General features: G+C 68.7%; 21 protein-coding genes. 4 read left to right on the forward strand and 17 right to left on the reverse strand.

What is annotated here, in order from left to right:
- Positions 1-6 precede the first annotated feature (6 nt).
- The 8 genes from ACIBCK_RS20085 to ACIBCK_RS20120 form a co-directional block, all read right to left on the reverse strand.
- Complete coding sequence (locus ACIBCK_RS20085; protein ID WP_399391941.1) at positions 7-204, reverse strand: hypothetical protein; 198 nt, start codon at positions 202-204, stop codon at positions 7-9.
- Between the two features lie 9 nt (positions 205-213).
- Positions 214-465, reverse strand: a complete 252-nt coding sequence (locus tag ACIBCK_RS20090; protein WP_399391943.1) for a hypothetical protein — start codon at positions 463-465, stop codon at positions 214-216.
- An 11-nt stretch (positions 466-476) separates the two neighbouring features.
- On the reverse strand, positions 477-1475 hold the full coding sequence (locus ACIBCK_RS20095) for a helix-turn-helix transcriptional regulator (RefSeq protein WP_399391945.1): 999 nt from the start codon (positions 1473-1475) through the stop codon (positions 477-479).
- A gap of 16 nt (positions 1476-1491) precedes the next feature.
- On the reverse strand, positions 1492-2445 hold the full coding sequence (locus tag ACIBCK_RS20100; protein ID WP_399391947.1) for a helix-turn-helix transcriptional regulator: 954 nt from the start codon (positions 2443-2445) through the stop codon (positions 1492-1494).
- Positions 2446-2614: 169 nt separating this feature from the next.
- A complete protein-coding gene (locus ACIBCK_RS20105) occupies positions 2615-2989 on the reverse strand; it encodes an FKBP-type peptidyl-prolyl cis-trans isomerase (protein ID WP_367048861.1) in 375 nt (124 codons plus the stop codon).
- A gap of 46 nt (positions 2990-3035) precedes the next feature.
- A complete protein-coding gene (locus ACIBCK_RS20110; RefSeq protein ID WP_399392302.1) occupies positions 3036-4037 on the reverse strand; it encodes an FKBP-type peptidyl-prolyl cis-trans isomerase in 1002 nt (333 codons plus the stop codon).
- A 130-nt stretch (positions 4038-4167) separates the two neighbouring features.
- On the reverse strand, positions 4168-5529 hold the full coding sequence (gene pafA, locus ACIBCK_RS20115; RefSeq protein WP_150165878.1) for a Pup--protein ligase: 1362 nt from the start codon (positions 5527-5529) through the stop codon (positions 4168-4170).
- A 9-nt stretch (positions 5530-5538) separates the two neighbouring features.
- Positions 5539-6798 (reverse strand): MFS transporter, encoded by a 1260-nt coding sequence (locus tag ACIBCK_RS20120; protein WP_399391949.1) that lies wholly within the window; start codon positions 6796-6798, stop codon positions 5539-5541.
- Positions 6799-6928: 130 nt separating this feature from the next.
- Here ACIBCK_RS20120 and ACIBCK_RS20125 point away from each other — a divergent pair, with 130 nt between their 5' ends.
- A complete protein-coding gene (locus tag ACIBCK_RS20125) occupies positions 6929-7954 on the forward strand; it encodes a LacI family DNA-binding transcriptional regulator (RefSeq protein ID WP_399391951.1) in 1026 nt (341 codons plus the stop codon).
- Between the two features lie 65 nt (positions 7955-8019).
- Here the strand turns inward: ACIBCK_RS20125 and prcA are convergent, their stop codons facing one another.
- The 5 genes from prcA to arc all read right to left on the reverse strand — a co-directional run bounded on the left by prcA (position 8020) and on the right by arc (position 13743).
- Complete coding sequence (prcA, locus tag ACIBCK_RS20130) at positions 8020-8784, reverse strand: proteasome subunit alpha (RefSeq protein WP_399391953.1); 765 nt, start codon at positions 8782-8784, stop codon at positions 8020-8022.
- A gap of 60 nt (positions 8785-8844) precedes the next feature.
- Positions 8845-9690: a proteasome subunit beta gene (gene prcB, locus ACIBCK_RS20135; RefSeq protein ID WP_399391955.1), complete on the reverse strand. Its 846-nt coding sequence runs from the start codon at positions 9688-9690 to the stop codon at positions 8845-8847.
- 218 nt (positions 9691-9908) lie between these two features.
- Entirely contained in the window at positions 9909-10127 is a 219-nt protein-coding gene (locus ACIBCK_RS20140; protein WP_249590985.1) for a ubiquitin-like protein Pup, read from the reverse strand.
- 124 nt (positions 10128-10251) lie between these two features.
- A complete protein-coding gene (gene dop, locus ACIBCK_RS20145; protein WP_399391957.1) occupies positions 10252-11763 on the reverse strand; it encodes a depupylase/deamidase Dop in 1512 nt (503 codons plus the stop codon).
- A 213-nt stretch (positions 11764-11976) separates the two neighbouring features.
- On the reverse strand, positions 11977-13743 hold the full coding sequence (arc, locus tag ACIBCK_RS20150) for a proteasome ATPase (protein ID WP_367040202.1): 1767 nt from the start codon (positions 13741-13743) through the stop codon (positions 11977-11979).
- A gap of 254 nt (positions 13744-13997) precedes the next feature.
- Between arc and ACIBCK_RS20155 the strand changes: the two genes are divergently transcribed.
- Positions 13998-14312, forward strand: coding sequence for a ferredoxin (locus ACIBCK_RS20155; RefSeq protein ID WP_399391960.1), 315 nt, complete (start codon positions 13998-14000; stop codon positions 14310-14312).
- Positions 14313-14400: 88 nt separating this feature from the next.
- On the opposite strand, the gene ACIBCK_RS20160 is transcribed toward ACIBCK_RS20155, so the two are convergent.
- The 3 genes from ACIBCK_RS20160 to ACIBCK_RS20170 all read right to left on the reverse strand — a co-directional run bounded on the left by ACIBCK_RS20160 (position 14401) and on the right by ACIBCK_RS20170 (position 17651).
- Positions 14401-14991 carry a hypothetical protein gene (locus ACIBCK_RS20160; RefSeq protein ID WP_399391962.1) on the reverse strand — a complete coding sequence of 197 codons (591 nt, stop codon included), beginning with the start codon at positions 14989-14991 and terminating at the stop codon, positions 14401-14403.
- A 202-nt stretch (positions 14992-15193) separates the two neighbouring features.
- Positions 15194-16105 (reverse strand): tRNA (adenine-N1)-methyltransferase, encoded by a 912-nt coding sequence (locus ACIBCK_RS20165; protein WP_160503993.1) that lies wholly within the window; start codon positions 16103-16105, stop codon positions 15194-15196.
- Between the two features lie 49 nt (positions 16106-16154).
- Positions 16155-17651 carry a site-2 protease family protein gene (locus ACIBCK_RS20170; RefSeq protein ID WP_399391964.1) on the reverse strand — a complete coding sequence of 499 codons (1497 nt, stop codon included), beginning with the start codon at positions 17649-17651 and terminating at the stop codon, positions 16155-16157.
- A gap of 130 nt (positions 17652-17781) precedes the next feature.
- On the opposite strand from ACIBCK_RS20170, the gene ACIBCK_RS20175 reads away from it, so the two are divergent.
- Together ACIBCK_RS20175 and ACIBCK_RS20180 are read left to right on the forward strand one after the other, a co-directional pair.
- Entirely contained in the window at positions 17782-18663 is an 882-nt protein-coding gene (locus tag ACIBCK_RS20175) for a RecB family exonuclease (RefSeq protein WP_399391966.1), read from the forward strand.
- A gap of 14 nt (positions 18664-18677) precedes the next feature.
- On the forward strand, positions 18678-19349 hold the full coding sequence (locus ACIBCK_RS20180; RefSeq protein ID WP_367040211.1) for a response regulator transcription factor: 672 nt from the start codon (positions 18678-18680) through the stop codon (positions 19347-19349).
- Between the two features lie 73 nt (positions 19350-19422).
- Here the strand turns inward: ACIBCK_RS20180 and ACIBCK_RS20185 are convergent, their stop codons facing one another.
- On the reverse strand, positions 19423-21009 hold the full coding sequence (locus ACIBCK_RS20185) for an ABC transporter substrate-binding protein (protein WP_399391968.1): 1587 nt from the start codon (positions 21007-21009) through the stop codon (positions 19423-19425).
- Between the last annotated feature and the right edge of the window lie 27 nt (positions 21010-21036).

The following is a 21036-nucleotide window of genomic DNA, read 5'->3' on the forward strand; positions in this document are numbered from 1 at the left end:
CAGGCCCTACGGGACATCCCGGCTCGCGCGGGCCACGTCCGTCGCCGCCGCCTCGAGATCCTCCGCCGCGCGGTTGATCCGCTGCGTGGTCCGCGTCACTTGAGTGCTGAGACGCTGCGCCTCGATGAAGACCCGAATCGCCAGTACGCCGAGCACGGCGAGGCCACAGAACCCCGCGGCAATCGCCACCATCGCCCAGAACATGCGCCGAGCCTAGACGGTCGAGTGCAGACGCAGGGTCCGCACCCCGCCGCCGGTGAGCAGTTCGACGATGCGCTCGCCCGCGGGCTTGCGCACGGCGTTGCCGCACTCGGGGCAGGTGAACGAGTAGAAGGTGGTGCGGGCCGAGGCGCCGATGGCCAACCGCAGAGAGCCCGCGGAGAGTTCGAAGCGGGCGCGGCAGTCGGGGCAGGCGGCCTTGAAGAGCACAGGGGCGATTCTCGACATTCCGGGAATCTCGGACATAAGGCTTGTGTTCAACGCCCTTGCTCCTGCCTGTCGTACGGCCCGCCGGGGTGTTCGTCCTGCTCGTCATACGCCGCCAGGGCCTCGCGTGCCGCCTGCCGTGCGCTGTTCGCGAGGGCCGCCGGGGAGACGATGTGCCCGTCCCCGCCGAGCCGCAGCGCGAGCCTGCGCAGTGACGTGGGGTCCGGGGTGCGCAGCGTGATCCGCAGGCCGCCGTCGGGCTGTTCCTCGGCGCTGTCGTGGGGGTAGTACTCGGCGACCCAGCGGCCGCCGGGGCCGACCTCGATGACCACCTCGGGGTCCTCCGCCGCGGGCTGCACGAGACCCTCGGAGAGGTCACGCAGTTCGACCTCGGGCGGCGCGGACGGCTCGTCCAGGATCCTGATCTCGGCCACCCGGTCGAGGCGGAAGGTGCGGCGCGCCTCGGAGAGGTAGCACCACGCCTCCATGTACGTGTGCCCGACGGCGAAGAGCCGGATCGGATCGACCTCGCGCTCGGTCAGCTCGTCGCGCGCCGGTGAGTAGTAGCGCAGCCAGAGCCGGCGGCGCTCGGAGATGGCACGGTCGACGTCGGCGAAGACACCGCCCTCGGACTCGAAGGTCACCGAGAGCCGCGCGCTGGCGCCCGCGTTCTCACCGGCCGCCGTCTCCAGCTTCGCGGTGGCGCGCACCAGCGCCTGCCGGTCGCTCTCGCGCAGCCCCGGGAGCGTGGAGACCGCGCGGGCGGCCACCAGGAGCGCGGTGGCCTCGTCGGCGGCGAGCCGCAGGGGGGCCGCCACGTCGTCCGGGTTGTGCCACCAGATGCGGTCGCCGTCGGTGTCGATGTCCAGGAGGTCGCCGCCGCGGAAACTGGTCCCGCACAGCGGCAGCACGTCCAGGTCGGAGATCAGCTCGTCCTCGGTGATCCCGAAGGCACGGGCGACGTCCTGTACGTGGGCGCCGGGGCGCTCGCGCAGATAGGTCACCAGGGAGAGCATCCGCCGGGTCTGGTCGATGGCGTTCGAGGCCATGGTCTGTGTATCCCCCTCAGCCCTTGGCCACGGCGCGCAGCCGGTCCACTACGTCGGCCCGCAGCTCGGCGGGCCCGATCACCACCACGTCGGGCCCGAACTCCACCAGCCAGGCATCGAGCCCGTGCCCGTACGGAATCTCCAACTCGTCCCACCCCTCGCCCAGTTCACGTATATGGGCGGCCTTGGCACGCAGCGGGTAGCCCGCGCCCGTACGCAGTCGGATCAGGGCGGAACGGTCGGCGCTCTCCCCCGCCCAGCTCGCGACGGTCTCGCGCACCGTGACCACATCGGGGATGTCGGCGGTGAACTTGCCGGCGCGGGCGCGGACCTTCCCGGTGATGCGGGAGAGCCTGAAGACGCGCTCGGCGCCGCGGTCGCGGTCCCAGCCCGCGAGGTACCAGTGACCGCGCCAGCACTCGAGCGCCCACGGCTCGACGTGGCGCTGCTCGGGGCGGGCGGCGGTGGCCTTGCGGTAGTCGAAGACGACGGGGCGGCGGTCGCGGCAGGCGAGCATCAGCGGCTCGAAGGACGCCTCGTGCACGGGGATGCGCGGTTCGAGCGCGCTGTGCGTTCCGTACGGGTCGAGGTCCTCCGGCAGGCCGGCGGCGCGCAGCTTCTGCAGGGCGCCGCTGGCGGCTCCGGCGAGCCTGGCCTGCTGCCAGACCTTGGCCGCGAGGCCGAGCGCGGCGGCTTCCTCGGCGTCGATGGTGATGGGCGGCAGGCGGTTGCTGTCGCGGCGCGCGAGGTAGCCCACTTCGCCGTCGAGGTTCTCCACCGTCTCGATGACCAGGCCGAGTTCGCGCAGATCGTCCTTGTCGCGCTCGAACATCCGGTTGAAGGAGTCGTCGGACCCCGCCTCCAGATAGGCCTCGATGGACTCGCGCAGTTCGCGCTTGCTGAGCGGCCGCCGCGTCCCGAGCAGACACAGCGCGAGATTCATCAGCCGCTCGGCCTTGGCAATGGCCATCGACGCCCTTTCTCAACAGTGCTTCCGACCGCCGACCGTACCGCCCCGGGGTGTCGTGGGAAAAGCCGAGGCCCATGCCGGAACCGGCATGGGCCTCGACGGACAGGTCTGATCAGACCCTGTCCTCAGACATCGCTCAGTCGTCGCTCAGTCGTCGCTCGGTCGTCGCTCAGACGGCGACGAGGTCGCAGACGAAGATCAGCGTCTCGCCGGGCGCGATACGGCCGCCACCGGCGCCGCGCTCGCCGTACGCCAGGTGCGACGGGATGGTCAGCTTGCGGCGGCCGCCGACCTTCATGCCCTGGACGCCCTGGTCCCAGCCTGCGATGACCTGACCGGCGCCCAGCTGGAACGCGAGCGGGTTGCCGCGGTTCCAGGAGGCGTCGAACTCTTCACCGGTGGAGAAGGAAACTCCCACGTAGTGGACCTGCACGGTGTCGCCGGCCTTGGCCTCCGGGCCGTCGCCCTCCCAGATGTCCACGATCTCGAGGTCGGTGGGGACCGGGCCGTCGGGGAAGTCGATCTCGGGCTTGTCGATGCTCACGTTGCTCATGCTCCTGCTTTGATACGAATGGCCAGCTGGGACAGTGTTACATCTTCGCGAGGATGTCCACGGTGAAGACCAGCGTGGAGTCCTTCTTGATGGTGCTGCCCTGCGGCGGCTGGTCGCCGTACCCGAGCTTCGGCGGGACGACGATCAGGACGCGGCTGCCGACCTTCTTGCCGGTCAGGCCCTGCGCCCAGCCCTTGACGACCTGCGCCAGCTGGAACGAGGCGAGTTCGTTCCTCTTGTACGAGGAGTCGAACTCCTTGCCGTCGGCCCACAGCACGCCCTTGTACTGGCACAGGAGGCTGTCGGTCTCCTTGATCTCCTCGCCGTCGCCCTCGAGGATGTAGTTCGCCACGAGCTTCGTCGGGGCGTCCTTCTTCGGGACGTCGATCGAGGGGGCCTTGCCGTCCGTGTTCGTGCCGACCTTGGGCAGGTCGATGTTGGACTGCGCGACCTCCTTGCCCTTGGCCGAGCTCTTGGAGCTGAACGTGCCCACCAGATCGACGACGAAGACCAGCGTGTCGTCGCCCTTGATGCCCGCCTGCTTGTTGCCCTCGGTGCCGTAACCCATCTTCGGCGGGATCGCGAGCTCCACACGGCTGTCGAGCTTCTTGCCGACCAGGGCCTGGTCCCAGCCGGGGATGACCTGACCGGTGCCGATCGGGAAGACCGTGGGGTTACCGCGGTCGTACGAGTTGTCGAAGACCTTGGCGGTGGCCCAGATCTGGCCGAGGTAGTTCGCCTGGAGGTAGTCGCCCTTCTTGACCTCTGCGCCCTTGCCCTGGATCAGCGTCTTGACCGCCAGGTCGGAGGACGGCTTCCCGGACCCCTTGGCGACGGTCGGCTTCTGGCCGAACTTGTTCCCCTTCGTGATCTCGGGCACCGGCCCGTCCACGATCTTCGCCGTCGGCGCGGCCGAGGTCGAGTTGGAAGGCGACGGGCTGTCGCTGGACTTGGCCTTGTCGGCCTTCTTGTCGTCACCACACCCGGCCAGTGTCAGCAGGCCGGCCGGAACAGCAAGGAGAAGTGAGCGTCGGCGCACGGTGGGGGCCTCGTATCGGTCGATCTTGTCGGTTGGCGTGCGCGCAACTCTACGCATGGAGAAGGGCGCCGTACGAGGAACGTACGGCGCCCCGCGTTGCGTTCCCGCAACGCACCTCCTGTATCAGGGATTACATACCGGCGATCAGTTTCTCCACCCGGTCGTCGACCGACCGGAAGGGGTCCTTGCACAACACCGTGCGCTGTGCCTGGTCGTTGAGCTTCAGGTGCACCCAGTCGACCGTGAAGTCGCGGCGCTGCTCCTGGGCCCTGCGGATGAAGTCGCCGCGCAGCCGCGCGCGCGTGGTCTGCGGCGGCACCGACTTGCCTTCGAAGATCTTCAAGTCGTTGCAGATACGGGCGGCTTGCCCCTTCTTCTCCAGGAGGTAGTACAGCCCGCGACGGCGGTGGATGTCGTGATACGCGAGGTCTATCTGCGCGACCCGCGGATGCGACATGGTCATGTTGTTCTTGGCGCGGTACCGCTCGATGAGCTTGTACTTCATGACCCAGTCGATCTCGGTGCCGATACGGTCGAGGTCCTCGGCCTCGATCGCGTCGAGCGTGCGGCCCCACAGCTCCAGGACCTGCTCGACCGTGCCCGTGCGGATGCCGCGGCGGTCCACGAAGTCCACGGCCTTCTCGTAGTACTCGCGCTGGACCTCGAGGGCGGAGGCCTCCCGGCCACTGGCCAGACGCACCTTGCGCCGGCCCGTGATGTCGTGACTGACCTCGCGGATGGCCCGGATCGGGTTCTCCAGGGTCAGGTCCCGCATCACCGTGCCCGCCTCGATCATGCGCAGCACGAGGTCGGTGGCACCGACCTTCAGGAGCATGGTCGTCTCGGACATGTTCGAGTCACCGACGATGACGTGCAGCCTGCGGTAGCGCTCGGCGTCCGCGTGCGGCTCGTCGCGGGTGTTGATGATCGGCCGGGAGCGGGTGGTCGCGGAGGAGACCCCTTCCCAGATGTGCTCGGCACGCTGACTGACGCAGTACACGGCGCCGCGTGGAGTCTGCAGCACCTTGCCCGCGCCGCACAGCAGCTGTCGCGTGACGAGGAAGGGAATGAGGATGTCCGCGAGCCGCGAAAACTCCCCGTGCCGGGCCACCAGATAGTTCTCGTGGCAGCCGTAGGAGTTTCCCGCCGAGTCGGTGTTGTTCTTGAAGAGATAGACGTCGCCCGCGATTCCCTCCTCGTGCAGGCGGCGTTCGGCGTCGACGAGCAGGCCTTCCAGAATGCGCTCGCCCGCCTTGTCGTGCGTGACCAGCTCGGTCACGTTGTCACATTCCGGTGTTGCGTATTCCGGATGTGACCCGACGTCAAGATAGAGGCGGGCGCCGTTCCGCAGAAAGACGTTGCTGCTGCGGCCCCATGAGACAACACGGCGGAAGAGGTAGCGCGCCACCTCGTCAGGCGACAGACGGCGCTGTCCCCTAAACGTGCACGTGACGCCGTACTCATTCTCCAGCCCGAAAATGCGGCGGTCCATGACTGAACATTACGCCTGATGCCCTGCCCTGAAACCGGGTTCGACGGCACCGTTTCGATCATTTTCCGATGAACCCGCAACGACCGCCGGATCAGCGGGGAGTACGAGCACCCGAGCCGTGGCCAGCAGAACGAGCAGCGCGGCGATCCCCGCGCCCCCCGGAACGGCGAAGCCCCACACCGTTCCGCCCCACTCGACGACCGGGCCCGCGGCGGCCGTGCCGAGCGACGCGCCCACCGTGAACGTGGTCACCAGCCAGGAGAACGCCTCCGTGACGGTGCCCCGCGGCGCGTGCCGGTCCACGATGATGAACGCGCACGCGAGCGCGGGCGCAAGGAACACTCCGGCGACCACCATGAGCGCCGTCATCGCGACAGCTCCGGGCGCCAGCGTCAACGGCCAGTAGCAGAGGGCGAGCAGGGCCACCAGGACGGTCAGCCGCTTCTCCGGCACCCCGGCCCACTGCCGCGCCCCGTACACCGAGCCGCCGACCAGGGCGCCGAGGCCGATCGCCGCCATCATCCAGCCGTACACCGCGTCGCCGCCGTTCGCGTCCGCGTACGACACCCCGGCGACGGTGATGGAGCCGAGCGCCATGCCGATGAAGAGGAACGCGCCGAGCAGCGCGATCAGCCCGGGTGAGCGCAGCGCGCCGAGCCAGTGCGCCTCACGGGGCGCCGAGCGCCACGCGCGCGAGGGCTTCGACGTCACCACGGAGAGGGCACCGAGCACGCCGATGAGGTTCACGACCAGCAGTGCGGCCTGCTCCGACCAGAGCGCCACACAGCCGGTGACCAGCAACGGCCCCACGGTGAACATGATTTCCTGGGCGATGGCGTCCATGGCGTACGCCGTGTGGACCTGCTCCTCCTTGCCCAGGACGCTCGGCCACAGCGCACGCAGGCCGCCCTCCAGAGGCGGAGTGAACAGACCGGCCACGCCCACGGCGACGTAGGCGAGGCCGAGCGAATCGGGCCCGGTGAAGGCGAAGGCCCCCATGCCGAGAGCGGAGATCACCGCCGAGGGAAGCTGGATCCGCGGCTGCCCGTACAGGTCCACCAGGCGGCCGAGCAGCGGCTGACCCACCGCGTTCGCCACGCCGTACACCGCGGCGAGGCCGCCGGCCAGGCTGTAGGTCCCGCCCTCGGCACGGATGAACAGCACGATCGCGATCGCGGCGGTGGCGTTCGGCAGCCGGCCGACCAGCGTGCCCGCGAGCAGCCGCCCGGCGTATCTCGTCCGGAGGATCTCCGCGTATCCGGCAGCCATGCTTCCCGCCCCTCCCCCGGCGCGGACGCGCCGAGGTTTTACGTATAACGTCGAGCCTCATACGTACCATGAGCGCTCACCGCGGGTCCATCCCGATCTCACCGCGGGACCGACCTGGGAGGTACCAGAAGTGGCCGGGCCACAGCAGGAGGCCGCGGGGCCACGCCCCACCAGCCGCGACGTCGCACGAGCCGCCGGGGTGTCCCAGGCCACCGTCTCCCTCGTGTTCGGCGACAAGTGGCGAGGACGCGTCGCCGAGCGGACCGCCGAGCGCGTGCGGGCCACCGCCCGCGAGCTCGGCTACCGGCCGAACCTCGCCGCCCGCAACCTCCGCCTCGGACGCACCAGGACGGCCCTCCTCGTCGTCCCCGCCCTCACCAACGAGTTCTTCGCCCGCGTCTACACCGGAGCCGCCCGCGTCGCCGCCGAGAACGGCTTCGGTGTCGTCCTCTACCCCTCCCCCGAGGGCATCGGCCCCGCCCGCGACCCCTTCGACTCAAGCCGCGCCGCCCTCGACGGGATCCTCGCCTCCTCCATCGCCTCCGACGCCCTCGCCACCATCCAGGGCGACGCACTCCCCCTGGTGATGCTCGACAGCGACCCCGCGGGCAGCCTCGGCGCGGCCACCGTCAACCTCGACATCGGCGACGGAATGCGCCGGACCGCCGAGCACCTGCTCGCCCTGGGCCACCGCGACTTCCTGCACCTCGCCGCCGACGTCGACTCCTGGACCTTCGACGTACGCTCCGACGCCCTCACGGAGGCACTGACGGGCACCGACGCGGCCCTGCGCACCGCTCGGGCGCTCCTCACCGTGGAGGACGCCCGCACGGCCACCGAGGCCGCTCTTTCCGCCTCTGGGCCCCGCCCCACCGCACTCGTCTGCGACGACGACATCCTGGCCGCGGGCGCCTGCAAAGCCGCCCGCCGCCTTGGCCTGCGCGTACCCGAAGACCTCTCCGTGACCGGCTTCGACGACCTCACCCTCGCCACCGCCGTGGAACCCGAACTCACCACCGTGCGACTCCCGGCCGAGCAGTTCGGCGAACGCGGCATGACCTCCCTGCTCGCCGTCCTGGAGGGCCGCACACCCCGGGCCGACACACTCCCCGTCGAACTGGTGATCCGAGGCTCGACCGCCCCCGCCGCCCGCTAGACACACATGTGCCCCGCGTCCCGGCCACAGGGCCGGTACGCGGGGCACACGAGGAACAGACTCACCTACTCCTCATCGGAGTCGGCATCCAGCTCTTCGTTGTCGGACGCGGCGTCCGTGGGAGCCGACGCGCCCCCTTCGAGCAGCCGCGCGAGCTGACGCCCGACGATCCGCTTGAACTTGCGCTGCTGCGGCCGCGTACGGTCGAGCACCGCCACCTCCAAGCGCTCCGCGGGGATCTCCCGCTCGCTGCCGTTGGTGTCGCGGGACAGTGACTGCACCGCCAGCTTCAGCGCCTCGGCGAGCGTCATACCGTCACGATGACGCTGATCGAGGAACGCGCTGATCTGCTCGGCGTTGCCACCGACCGCGACCGAGCCGTGCTCGTCCACGATCGAACCGTCATGCGGCAGCCGGTAGATCTGATCGGCGTCGGCGGTCGCGCCCACCTCGGCGACGACCAACTCCACCTCGTACGGCTTCTCGGCCTGGCTCGAGAAGATCGTGCCCAGTGTCTGGGCATAGACGTTCGCGAGCCCACGGGCCGTCACATCGTCACGGTCGTACGTGTACCCACGAAGATCGGCGTACCGCACGCCACCGATCCGCAGGTTCTCGTACTCGTTGTACTTGCCGGCGGCCGCGAAGCCGATCCGGTCATAGATCTCGCTGAACTTGTGCAGCGCACGGGACGGGTTCTCGCCGACGAACACGATGCCATCGGCGAACTGCAGCACAACAAGGCTGCGACCACGGGCGATGCCCTTGCGGGCGTATTCCGCCCGGTCGGCCATGGCCTGCTGGGGTGAGACATAGAACGGCGTCGACACCGGCTATCCGTCCCTTTCTGTCAGTGACTGAAACTGAAGTCAGTGGCGAATACGGATCGATCAGAGCAGCGAGGCCCGCGGGCCGTCGGGCTGCTCCAGGCGCCGCTCCAGGATCGAGCGGGCGATCTCGGAGGACTCATCGTCCGCGAGCCTCCGGAAACCCTCGTCGGAGATCACGGTGACGATCGGATAGATCCGACGGGCCACGTCCGGCCCACCAGTGGCCGAGTCGTCGTCCGCCGCGTCGTACAACGCCTGCACGACGAGCGTCGTCGCTTCCTGCTCCGTCAGATCCTTGCGGTAGAGCTTCTTCATCGCTCCACGCGCGAAGACCGAGCCGGAGCCGGTGGCCGCGAAGCCGTGCTCCTCGGAACGGCCGCCCGTGACGTCGTAACTGAAGATGCGCCCCTTCTCGCGGTCCACGTCATATCCCGCGAAGAGCGGGACAACGGCCAGGCCCTGCATGGCCATTCCCAGGTTCGACCGAATCATCGTCGACAGCCGATTCGCCTTGCCCTCCAGGGAAAGCGTGGCGCCCTCGACCTTCTCGAAGTGTTCGAGCTCCAACTGGAAGAGCTTGACCATCTCCACGGCGAGGCCGGCGGTGCCGGCGATGCCGACCGCTGAGTACTCGTCGGCCGGGAAGACCTTCTCGATGTCGCGCTGCGCGATCACGTTGCCCATGGTCGCCCGCCGGTCACCGGCGAGCACCACGCCACCGGGGAACGTCGTCGCCACGATCGTCGTGCCGTGCGGCGCCTCGATCACACCCTGCGTGGGCGGCAACTGCCGGTTGCCCGGCAGGATGTCGGGCTGATGCTCGGACAGAAAGTCCATGAACGACGAAGAACCAGGCGTCAGGAAGGCAGCTGGTAGACGCCCGGTGCTACGAGTGTTGGCTTCCACGCGTTTCCTTCCAGGTAAGTGACGGCCGGGCGCTGAGCGCCGGGAGCGTGTCCCAACTCGCCGGTGGCCGAATTGCAGTTGAAGCGAATTACGTCTGAACGGCTGTTCGTCACGGACCCTACCCGCCTCGCGGCGGTGATCCACATGTGCGGTCCAGGGCGTTGAGGTGCGTGGCCCGATACCGTGCCACGCCCTCCCCGCGCCGCGTCCGCCAGGCCCTACTGTCCGCCCTTTTGTACGAACGAACGTACGAAGTCCTCGGCGTTCTCCTCGAGTACGTCGTCGATCTCGTCCAGCACGGAGTCCACGTCGTCGCTCAGCTTCTCCTGGCGCTCCTTGAGGTCTTCGGAGCCCTGCGCTTCCTCTGTCTGCTCCTCGACCTCCTCGGTGGAACGCGTTGCCTTCTGCTGTCCGCCGCCGGTGTCCTTGGTCGCCATCTACCTCACCCCGCTCGTTAGGTGCGATGTACTTGATCAGACCCTATAAGCCAGGTCTGACATCGGCCCCGTAGTTACTGCAACGTCCGGGGACCACCTCGATGATTCCCACACGCCGGGTCTTTCAGCCTCCGGAGAGCACCCGTACCAGATCCTCTGCCGTGCGGCAGCGGTCAAGGAGCTCCTTGACGTGGTTGCGCGTGCCGCGCAGGGGCTCCAGTGTGGGCACACGCTGGAGGGAGTCGCGGCCTGGGAGATCGAAAATGACCGAATCCCACGAGGCTGCGGCCACGTCGTCCGCGTACTGCTCCAGGCACCGGCCGCGGAAGTACGCGCGTGTGTCCTCCGGCGGCTTGGTCTGGGCGCGCTCGACCTGCGGCTCCTCCAGGAGGCGCTTCATCTTGCCGCGTGCCACCAGGCGGTTGTAGAGGCCCTTGTCGGGCCGTACGTCCGCGTACTGGAGGTCGACCAGGTGCAGCCGTGCCGCGTCCCAGTCGAGGCTGTCACGGCGGCGGTAGCCCTCCATGAGTTCTCGCTTGGCGACCCAGTCGAGCTCCCCGGAGAGGCTCATCGGATCGCTCTCCAAGCGGCCCAGGACGTCTTCCCAGCGGGTCAGGATGTCCTTGGTCTGTTCGTCGGCGTCGGAGCCGTACCGCTCCTCGACGTATTTGCGGGCCAGCTCGAAGTACTCCATCTGGAGCTGGACAGCGGTGAGTGTCCGTCCGCTACGGAGCGTGATCAGTCGCTTGAGTGTCGGGTCGTGGGACACCTGGTGGAGGGTGCGCACGGGCTGGTCGACGGCGAGGTCCACCGCGATGAAGCCGTCCTCGATCATGGCGAGGACCAGGGAGGTCGTGCCCAGCTTGAGATACGTCGAGATCTCGGAGAGGTTCGCGTCGCCGATGATGACGTGCAGCCGGCGGTACTTCTCCGCGTCGGAGTGCGGCTCGTCCCTGGTGTTGATGATGGGCCGCTTGAGGGTCGTCTCCAGCCCCACCTCGACCTCGAAGTAGTCGGAGCGCTGGCTGAGCTGGAAGCCGTGCTCGTGCCCGTCCTGGCCGATGCCGACGCGTCCCGCGCCGGTGACGACCTGGCGGGAGACGAAGAACGGCGTCAGGTGGCGCACGATGTCCGAGAAGGGGGTCTCCCGCTTCATCAGGTAGTTCTCGTGCGTGCCGTACGAGGCGCCCTTGTTGTCGGTGTTGTTCTTGTAGAGGTGGATCGGCTGGGCCCCGGGCAGCTGTGCGGCCCGCTCGGCCGCCTCCGCCATGATGCGCTCACCGGCCTTGTCCCACAGGACGGCGTCCCAGGGGTTGGTGACCTCGGGTGAGCTGTACTCGGGGTGTGCGTGGTCCACGTAGAGGCGCGCCCCGTTGGTGAGGATCACGTTGGCGAGGCCGATGTCCTCGTCGGTGAGCTGACTGGAATCGGCGGTCTCACGGGCGAGGTCGAAGCCCCGCGCGTCCCGCAGGGGGTTCTCCTCCTCGAAGTCCCAGCGGGCGCGTCGCGCCCGGTGCATCGCCGCGGCGTAGGCGTTGACGATCTGGGACGAGGTGAGCATGGCATTGGCGTTCGGGTGGCCGGGGACGGAGATGCCGTACTCCGTCTCGATGCCCATTACTCGCCGTACGGTCATGCGGCCCTCCTTGCCCGGCGGCGCTCCCCTTCGGGAACGGCGCTCAAGTACCGCTGGTTCTCCGGTGCGTGTGCGGTGCCCGTCCCCGCACTGCGCGACTCGGCGGTACCGAAGAGCCTAGAGCGCCTTTGCGCTGGTGGGGAGATCATTGCGTTCATTGAAAAACAGACAGCTGCGGGTACCCACGAAGGACACCCGCAGCCGCCCTGCTTTCTACAGGTACTGACCGGTGTTGGCCACCGTGTCGATGGAGCGTCCGGTGTCCGCGCCCTGCTTTCCGGTGACGAGCGTACGGATGTACACGATCCGTTCGCCCTTCTTGCCGGAGATGCGGGCCCAGTCGTCCGGGTTGGTGGTGTTGGGCAGGTCCTCGTTCTCCTTGAACTCGTCGATGCAAGCCTGGAGGAGGTGGGAGACCCTGATGCCCTTCTGGTCGGCGTCGAGGAAGGCCTTGATGGCCATCTTCTTGGCGCGTCCGACGATGTTCTCGATCATGGCGCCGGAGTTGAAGTCCTTGAAGTACAGGACTTCCTTGTCGCCGTTGGCGTACGTCACCTCGAGGAAGCGGTTCTCCTCGGACTCCGCGTACATCTGCTCCACGACGGACTGGATCATGCCGTCCACGGTGGTGCGCCGGTCGGCGCTGTGTTCGGCGAGGTCGTCCGCGTGCAGCGGGAGCCGCTCGGTGAGGTACTTGGCGAAGATGTCCTTCGCCGCCTGGGCGTCCGGACGCTCGATCTTGATCTTCACGTCGAGCCGGCCCGGCCGCAGGATCGCCGGGTCGATCATGTCCTCACGGTTGGAGGCACCGATGACGATGACATTCTCCAGGCCTTCCACGCCGTCGATCTCGGCGAGCAGCTGGGGGACGATGGTGTTCTCCACGTCCGAGCTGACTCCGGATCCGCGGGTGCGGAAGAGGGATTCCATCTCGTCGAAGAAGACGATGACGGGGGTGCCCTCGCTCGCCTTCTCCCTCGCACGCTGGAAGACCAGGCGGATGTGACGCTCGGTCTCGCCGACGTACTTGTTGAGTAGTTCGGGGCCCTTGATGTTGAGGAAGAAGCTCTTCCCCGCAGCCGCTCCGGTCACCTCGGCGACCTTCTTGGCAAGGGAGTTGGCGACGGCTTTCGCGATCAGCGTCTTGCCGCAGCCGGGGGGCCCGTACAGCAGGACGCCCTTGGGCGGCCGCAGTTCGTGCTCCCTGAAGAGGTCCGGGTAGAGGTAGGGCAGTTCGACCGCGTCGCGGATCAGCTCGATCTGGTTGCCCAGGCCGCCGATCTGCTCGTAGCCGATGTCCGGTACCTCTTCGAGGACGAGCTCTTCGACCTCGCTCTTGGGAACCACTTCGTAGACGTAGCCGGAGCGGGGTTCGAGCAGGAGTGCGTCTCCGGGGCGGATGGTGACGTCGAGGAGTGGTTCGGCGAGCCGCACCACCCGTTCTTCGTCTGTGTGCCCGACCACCAGGGCGCGCTCGCCGTCCTCAAGGATTTCCTTGAGGGTGACGATGTCTCCCACGCTCTCGTACTCCATGGCCTCGACCACGTTGAGCGCTTCGTTGAGCATGACTTCCTGGCCACGCCTGAGCTCTTCGAGCTCCACGCTGGGGCTGACGTTCACCCGGAGCTTGCGGCCCCCGGTGAAGATGTCAGCGGTGCCGTCCTCGTTCGCCACGAGGAAGACTCCGAAGCCGGCCGGCGGCTGTGCGAGCCGGTCGACTTCCTCCTTGAGGGCCACGATCTGGTCGCGGGCCTCACGGAGCGTGTTGGCGAGCCGCTCGTTCTGTGCGGACACGCCGGCCAGGTTCGTCTGCAGCTCGACGATCCGCTCTTCGAGAATCCTCGTATGCCGCGGAGAGTCGGCGAGCTTGCGTCGCAGGACGGCGATTTCCTGCTCGAGATAGGCAACCTGACCGGCGGGGTCCTCAGACCCTCGCCCCGGCCGGATGCCGCGGTTGATGTCGTCGTCGTGGGCTGCCACGGTCCTCACCTCCTCCAAGGGGAGCTGGACGCTTCCAGACCCTACCTGGGTGGGTGTCGATTGAAACCCCTAGATCACAAAGACGGTAGAGGTGTGTCCGATCTTCACCCTTGCGCTCTCCCTCACGTCAGGTCATTACCCACCCAACAACATCGGAAAGCGGGCGGTTGTATCGTCGAAGCGTTCAACACCCGTCAGGGCTGGCCCGACTTGCTGCCAAGTCGGCTCACTCGGCGTGACGACCGGCAGGAGAGATGACCGTGGGAGACAAGGCCGGTACCGGCTCCGAGAGCCGTGATCCGCTGGAGGTCTGGATCGACCAGGACCTCTGCACCGGCGACGGCATCTGTGCGCAGTACGCGCCTGAGGTCTTCGAGCTGGACATCGACGGACTGGCGTATGTGAAGGGCGGCGATGACGAGCTGTTGCAGGCTCCGGGCGCCACAACGCCCGTGCCGTTGCCGCTTCTGCGTGACGTGGTCGACTCGGCGAAGGAGTGCCCGGGGGACTGCATTCACGTGCGCCGCGTTTCGGACAGGGTCGAGGTCTATGGTCCCGACGCGGCCTGAGGCCGCGGGCTCCGCGAACTGACGCATGGACAAGGGCCTGTGCCCGCCGCTGGACGGCGAGCACAGGCCCTTGTTCGTGCGGGACCGGTCACACGCTGTGCGCCTCGGCCGGCGTGGACCGCGCGAACGTGCCGTCCTTCCATTGCCACTTGGCCTCGTCCTGGAGGTCGGGGCAGCAGCTGGGCACGTTCGGTGACGAGTACCCGAGGAGGGTGGCGGTGATCACACCGTCACGTACGGCGAAGTCGCTGACGTTCTGGCGGTCCTTCGGGTCGACGAGGGTGGCGACGACCCGGGGCTTGCCCTCCGTGGGGCGCGTGATGACGAAGATGCCGTCGGGTGGCGTGCCCGATCCCGCGGCGCAGTGCACCACGGCGACGGTCTCCGGTCTGCCGTCCCCGTCGAGGTCCCCGGAGGCCTTCTTCTTGACCACGGGTTTTACGTTTCCGCAGGTGAGGGGGTAGGTGACGGTGGCCGGGTCCGGGGCGAGCGCGGGCGCGGGGGCTGGGGCGGCGGCGGTTTTGCCGGAGGGCTTGGAGCCCGGCTGGGCCGCGTTCGCGGGGTCGGGCTGCAGGAAGGACGAGCCGGCGATGACGGCGGCGAGCGCGGCCGCGGTGGCCAGCCAGTGGATGGGGCGGGTGGTGTTGTGTGCCATTTCCGGGACGGCGGGGTGCTGCACGAGGAGGGTCTCCTGTGAGGGCTGTGCCGGTGGGGGAGGTGGCCAGCATCGTGCCATACCTCACAGTGGGGCGGAACACCGGGGTCGGCGGCTTTCGTGAACGGAAAGGCGCCGCCGCCGAGTTCCCCGGTCTCGGGGGGAACTCGGCGGCGGCGCCTGTGCGTTCAGCGGTGGTACGTGGGTGTCGGCGGTGCCGGGTGTCTCAGTCTTCCGCGCGGGGGGTGCCGCCACCGGCGTTGGGGCCGGTGTAGTCATCGCCGTAGGCGCCCTTGGAGGGGCGGCGGCGGCGCATGGGCGGCTCGACGCCGTCCGCGAGGCGGCGGGCGGTGAGCAGGAAGCCGGTGTGGCCGATCATGCGGTGGTCGGGGCGGACGGCGAGGCCCTCGACGTGCCAGTTGCGGATCATCGATTCCCAGGCGGTCGGCTCGTTGAAGCCGCCGATCTCGCGGATGGACTCGACGGTCCTTGCGAGCTGGGTGGTGGTCGCGACGTAGCAGCAGAGGATGCCGCCGGGGACGAGCGCCTTGGAGACGACGTCCAGGCACTCCCAAGGGGCGAGCATGTCGAGGATGACGCGGTCGACGTCGGTGTCGCTCAGGTTGTCCTGGAGGTCGCCGACGGTGAGCTGCCAGGCCGGGTGGGGGGCGCCGAAGTAGCGCTCCACGTTCTGCTGGGCGATCTCGGCGAAGTCCTCGCGGCGCTCGTACGAGTGCAGCATTCCGTCGTCGCCGATGGCGCGCAGGAGGAAGCTGCTGAGCGAGCCGGAGCCCACGCCCGCCTCGACGACGCGTGCGCCGGGGAAGATGTCCGCGAAGGCCAGGATCTGCCCCGCGTCCTTGGGGTAGACCACGGCGGCGCCGCGGGGCATGGACAGGACGTAGTCGGGGAGCAGGGGGCGCAGCGCGAGGTAGGCGACGTTTCCCGTGGTGCGGACAACGCTGCCCTCGGGAGCACCGATCAGCTCGTCGTGGGGGAAGGAACCCTTGTGGGTGTGGAAGTTCTTCCCGGCCTCGAGCGTGAACGTGTAGTGGCGGCCCTTGGGGTCGGTCAGCTGAACCTGGTCCCCGACCTTGAAGGGCCCGCGTCGGCGGGCGGCACCGGTCGGTTCGGACATGTGAACAGCCTACCGGCCCGTTCGGGGGCCGAGGACCAGGGTGGCGGCGTCAGCTGGGGCGGGCCATGGCCTTGACGAAGGCGCGCTCCACGTCGGCGGCGGACAGTACTCCGTAGATCTCGCCGGAGGCCTCGACCACGAGGTACTCGGTGGCGGGCGTCGCCCGGAGGGTGTCGAGGAGCTCCTCGCCGGCGAGCTCGGCGGAGATCCGCATGCCTTCGGTGATGTCCTGGGCGAGGCCGCTGACGGTGACCCAGGGGCGGCGGTGCTCGGGCACGCCGACGATGGCGGCCTCGCGGACCACCGACATGGGGTCGCCGTCGGCGTCGACGACGACGAGGGCGCGGGCCCCGGAGTCGTTGGCGCGGCGCAGCGCTTCGGAGAGCGGGGTGCCGGACTCGACGGGGACGGCGCGCCGGGTCAGGGCGCGGGCGCGGAGCTCGGGCAGGTGCTCGCGCAGGCGGGCCATGCGCAGGCTGTTTCCGGCGCCGGTCCAGATGATGGCGGCGAGGATCGCGGCGAGCAGGGCGTCGGTGACGGTGTCCATGCCGCCGATGTCCTGGGGCTCGCCGCCGAGTGCGCCGGACTGGTTGAGCAGCGGCAGGCCGATCAGGACGGAGACGGCGAGCGCGCGGCCGACCCAGGCGGCGGCGATGGTGCCGCTCATGGGCTTGCCGGTGATCTTCCAGACGACGGCGCGGAGCATGCGGCCGCCGTCCAGGGGCAGGCCCGGCAGGAGGTTGAAGGCGGCGACGATGAGGTTGGAGATCATCAGCCCGGCGAGCAGGACGCCGGGCACGGTGCCGGGCTCCACGAGGCGCATGGCCCCGTAGAAGACGCCCGAGAGGACGAGGGAGAGCAGCGGGCCCACGAAGGCGAGGACGAACTCGCGTCCGGGGGTCTCCGACTCCTTCTCGATCTCCGATACGCCGCCGAAGAACTGCAGCTGGATGCGGCGCACCGGCAGTTTGTAGCGCAGGGCGACGACGGTGTGCGCCAGTTCATGGACGAGCACGGAGGCGTAGAAGGCGACGGCGAAGAAGAGCGAGACGAGGTAGCGAAGGGTGCCGAGCTCCGGCAGGACGCGGTCGAGCTGACCGCCGAAGACCCAGGTGATCAGGGCCGCGACGAGGAACCAGCTGGGCGCCACGTAGACGGGCACGCCGAAGGGGCGTCCCATCAGGAGTCCTCCCCCGGGGCTCTTCTTGTCCTGGGGAGGCGTGGCCTTCGGGGCGGGGCCGTGGGTGGCGTGCGCGAACTCGGGGTGGGTGTCGTCCGGCGCCTTCGGTGCCCTGGGTTCCTTGGGTGCCTTCGGTGTCTTCCCGGGCGTGTCGTGCGGGGTCTTGGTGAGGCGGTCGGCGGGCCGCGGGGGTTCGGCCGCGGGGCGCGTTTCTTCCTCGGGTGCCTGCCGGGGTTCCTCTTCGTGTGCCTGGGGCCGGGCGGTGTCGTCAGTGCTCTGCGTGCCCTCGGAGCCTGCTTCGGCACCCGGTCGCCGACCGTCGGTGCCGTCGGATAGCGGCCTGCCGCTTCCGCCGCTCTCGTCCACGATGTCCCCTCGTTCGATCAGCGTCCCTCGCCCCTGTCCGGCGCGGTACACGCTCGATCATGCAGGGCGAGAGGGTCTGTCGTCGATGGTATGCGGCCGTTGTCAGTGGCGGGTCGTAGGGTCTGTCCTCATGGAAACCAGCACCGACGGTGTCGTGACGGCCGTGCGTCCGGCGTCCCTGTCGCCCTCGCGCGCCAGTGACTTCATGCAGTGTCCGCTGCTCTACCGGTTCCGGGTGATCGACAAGCTGCCGGAGAAGCCGAGCGAGGCGGCGACCCGCGGCACGCTGGTGCACGCCGTCCTGGAGCGGCTCTTCGACGCGCCCGCGGGCGAGCGGACGGCGACGAGCGCCAAGTCGCTGATCCCGGGCCAGTGGGACCGGCTGCGCGAGGCCAAGCCGGAGCTGACGGAGCTGTTCGCGGACGACGAGCGCGGTGAGCGGCTCGCGCGCTGGCTGGCGGACGCGGAGAGGCTCGTGGAGCGGTGGTTCACCCTTGAGGACCCCACCCGCCTGGAGCCCGCGGAGCGCGAGTTGTTCGTGCAGGCCGATCTGGAGTCGGGGCTGAGGCTGCGCGGCATCATCGACCGGGTGGACGTGGCGCCGTCCGGCGAGGTGCGGATCGTCGACTACAAGACGGGCAAGGCCCCGCGCCCCGAGTATTCCGAGGGCGCGCTCTTCCAGATGAAGTTCTACGCCCTGGTGGTGTGGCGGCTGAAGGGTGTGGTCCCGCGCCGCCTCCAGCTCGTCTATCTGGGCAGCGGCGACGTCATCACGTACGACCCCAGGACCGAGGATCTGGAGCAGGTCGAGCGGAAGCTGCACGCGCTGTGGGAGGCGATCACGCTCGCCACCGAGACGGGTGACTGGCGGCCGAGGCCCACGAAGCTCTGCGGCTGGTGCGACCACCAGGCCGTATGTCCGGAATTCGGCGGGACTCCCCCGCCGTACCCCCTTGCGGTGAGGGTGCCCGAGTCCGAGGAGGGCACGCAGGGCAGAATGACCCCGGGCTAGCGAAGGAGAGTTACGTGGCGATCCGTGTCCTACTGGTCGACGACCAGCCACTGCTGCGCACCGGGTTCCGGATGATCCTGGAGGCCGAGCAGGACGTCGCGGTCGTCGGCGAGGCCGGAGACGGCCTGCAGGCTCTCGACCAGGTGCGGGCGCTGCAGCCCGATGTGGTGCTCATGGACATCCGCATGCCGCGGATGGACGGTGTGGAGGCGACCCGGCAGATCACCGGGCCCGACCGGGACGGACCTGCGAAGGTCCTGGTCCTGACCACCTTCGACCTGGATGAGTACGTGGTGGAGGCGCTGCGCGCGGGCGCCAGCGGCTTCCTGCTCAAGGACGCCCCGGCGAACGAGCTGGTGCAGGCGATCCGGGTGGTCGCGTCGGGCGAGGCGATGCTCGCGCCGAGCATCACCCGCAGGCTCCTGGACAAGTACGCCGGTCATCTCCCCTCGGGCGACGAGCCGGTGCCGGACACCCTGCACACGCTCACCGAGCGGGAGGTCGAGGTCCTCAAGCTGGTGGCGCGCGGTCTGTCGAACGCGGAGATCGCGGCGGACCTGTTCGTGAGCGAGACGACGGTCAAGACGCACGTGGGTCATGTGCTCACGAAGTTGGGCCTGCGCGACCGGGTGCAGGCCGCTGTGTACGCGTACGAGAGCGGGCTGGTGCGGCCGGGCGCCCAGTAGGCGCCGGTGAAGCCGGACGAACGACGACGGTGGCCGTCCCCCAGGGGGCGGCCACCGTCGTCTGTCCGTGGGATCAGGCCTTGCTGAGCTCCCAGAAGCGGAACACCGTCGACGCGTCGAGGCACGACTCGACGCCGTACACGTCGTCGGAGATGACGGCGTACTGCTTGGCCTGCCAGACGGGCAGGATCGGCAGCTCGTTCGCGACGATGTCCTGGAGGTCGGAGTAGTCCTCGTCGGTCTTGGTGCGGTCCGTCTCGGCGGCGGTGCCGGGGATGATCTTCCCGGTGATGTCGCTGTTGCGGTAGCCGTTGTCCAGGACGTTGCCCTTGCCGAAGAACGGCTGGGTGAAGTTGTCCGGGTCCGGGTAGTCCGGCACCCAGCCCTTGACGTACACGCCGTACTTGCCGGACTTGATGTCCCGCTCGTACTGGCTGAATTCGACCGACTTCACGTCGGCGTCGAAGAGGCCGCTCGCGTTGAGCTGCTTGGCGATCGCCTTCAGCTCCTGGTCGGTCGCGGGGCCGTAGCGCGAGGGCGTGGACCAGAGCGTGAGCTTGACCTTGCCGCTCAGGCCCTCCGCGCGCAGGGCCGCCGCGGCCTTGGAGCGCTGCGGGCGCGCGCCGTAGGTGTCGAAGAAGGCGGTATTGTGGCCGCCGATGCCGGCCGGGACGATCGAGTACAGCGGCGTGGCCGTGTCCCGGTAGACGTCCCTGACCAGGGCGTCACGATCGAGCAGGTACGCCATGGCCTTGCGGACGCCCAGCTTGCCCGCGACCGGGTCCTTCATGTTGAAGACCAGGTGCTGCACCTCGGCGCTCGTGCCCTCGACGACGTCGATGTTCTGGCTCGCCTCGGAGGTGTCCGCCTCGATGTCCGCGATGTCGTTGGCAGCGAGGCCTCGGTACGCGATGTCGATCTTGTCGTCCAGGAGCGCCTTCTTCAGGCCCTTCTGGTCGTCGTGGAAGAACTTGAGCGTGACGCCCTTGTTCTTCACCTTGGCGGTGCCCTTGTAGTCGGGGTTGACCGAGAAGACCGCCTGCTCCTTGTCGAAGGAGTCGAGCTTGTACGGACCCGAACCGGTGGCCTGGCCGCCGCCGCGCAGGGCGTTCATCTCGTACGAGGCGTGGTCGACGATGGAACCGGCGCCGGACGCGATCTTGCTGGGGAAGGTGGCGTCGGCGTACTTGAGCTTGAAGACGACTTTCTTGGCGTTCGGCGTCTCGACGCGGTCGAGCATCGGGAACATGATCGCCGGACCGGCCTCGTCGTTGATCTTCATCATGCGGTCGAAGGAGTACTTGACGTCCTTCGAGGTCAGCGCGTTGCCATTGCTGAACTTCAGGCCGTCCCGCAGCGTGCACTCGAAGACCTTGGTCTCCGTGTCCGTGAAGCCGCACTCCTTGGCGGCCTCGGGCTCCGGCTCGGTGCCCCCGTTCGGGAAGCTCAGCAGGGACTGGAAGACGTTGTTGAAAAGGAGCCATGAGCCCGGGTCGTAGCCCGCTGCCGGGTCGGTGGCCAGGACGTCGTCCGACATCCCCATCACCACCGATTCGCCGTCCTCCCCCGCTCCGCCCGAGTCCGATCCGCAGCCGGTCAGCAGGGCGGCGGCCAGTCCTCCCGTGAGGGGGAGGGCCAGCCACTGGTTACGCAATTTCACGTACGTGCCTTGTCGTTGATGTCCATC

Origin of the sequence: Streptomyces sp. NPDC051218, assembly GCF_044455475.1 — a bacterium.
Lineage (GTDB): Bacteria > Actinomycetota > Actinomycetes > Streptomycetales > Streptomycetaceae > Streptomyces.

Excerpts from the sequence above, each read along its gene's own strand:
- ACIBCK_RS20090 (WP_399391943.1), bottom strand. The coding sequence starts at position 465 with ATGTCCGAGATTCCCGGAATGTCGAGAATCGCCCCTGTGCTCTTCAAG.
- ACIBCK_RS20165 (WP_160503993.1), bottom strand. The coding sequence starts at position 16,105 with ATGTCCGAACCGACCGGTGCCGCCCGCCGACGCGGGCCCTTCAAGGTC.
- pafA (WP_150165878.1), bottom strand. The coding sequence starts at position 5,529 with ATGGACCGCCGCATTTTCGGGCTGGAGAATGAGTACGGCGTCACGTGC.
- ACIBCK_RS20175 (WP_399391966.1), top strand. The coding sequence starts at position 17,782 with ATGGAAACCAGCACCGACGGTGTCGTGACGGCCGTGCGTCCGGCGTCC.
- ACIBCK_RS20155 (WP_399391960.1), top strand. The coding sequence starts at position 13,998 with ATGACCGTGGGAGACAAGGCCGGTACCGGCTCCGAGAGCCGTGATCCG.
- ACIBCK_RS20140 (WP_249590985.1), bottom strand. The coding sequence starts at position 10,127 with ATGGCGACCAAGGACACCGGCGGCGGACAGCAGAAGGCAACGCGTTCC.
- ACIBCK_RS20095 (WP_399391945.1), bottom strand. The coding sequence starts at position 1,475 with ATGGCCTCGAACGCCATCGACCAGACCCGGCGGATGCTCTCCCTGGTG.
- ACIBCK_RS20120 (WP_399391949.1), bottom strand. The coding sequence starts at position 6,798 with ATGGCTGCCGGATACGCGGAGATCCTCCGGACGAGATACGCCGGGCGG.
- ACIBCK_RS20085 (WP_399391941.1), bottom strand. The coding sequence starts at position 204 with ATGTTCTGGGCGATGGTGGCGATTGCCGCGGGGTTCTGTGGCCTCGCC.
- ACIBCK_RS20100 (WP_399391947.1), bottom strand. The coding sequence starts at position 2,445 with ATGGCCATTGCCAAGGCCGAGCGGCTGATGAATCTCGCGCTGTGTCTG.
- dop (WP_399391957.1), bottom strand. The coding sequence starts at position 11,763 with ATGACCGTACGGCGAGTAATGGGCATCGAGACGGAGTACGGCATCTCC.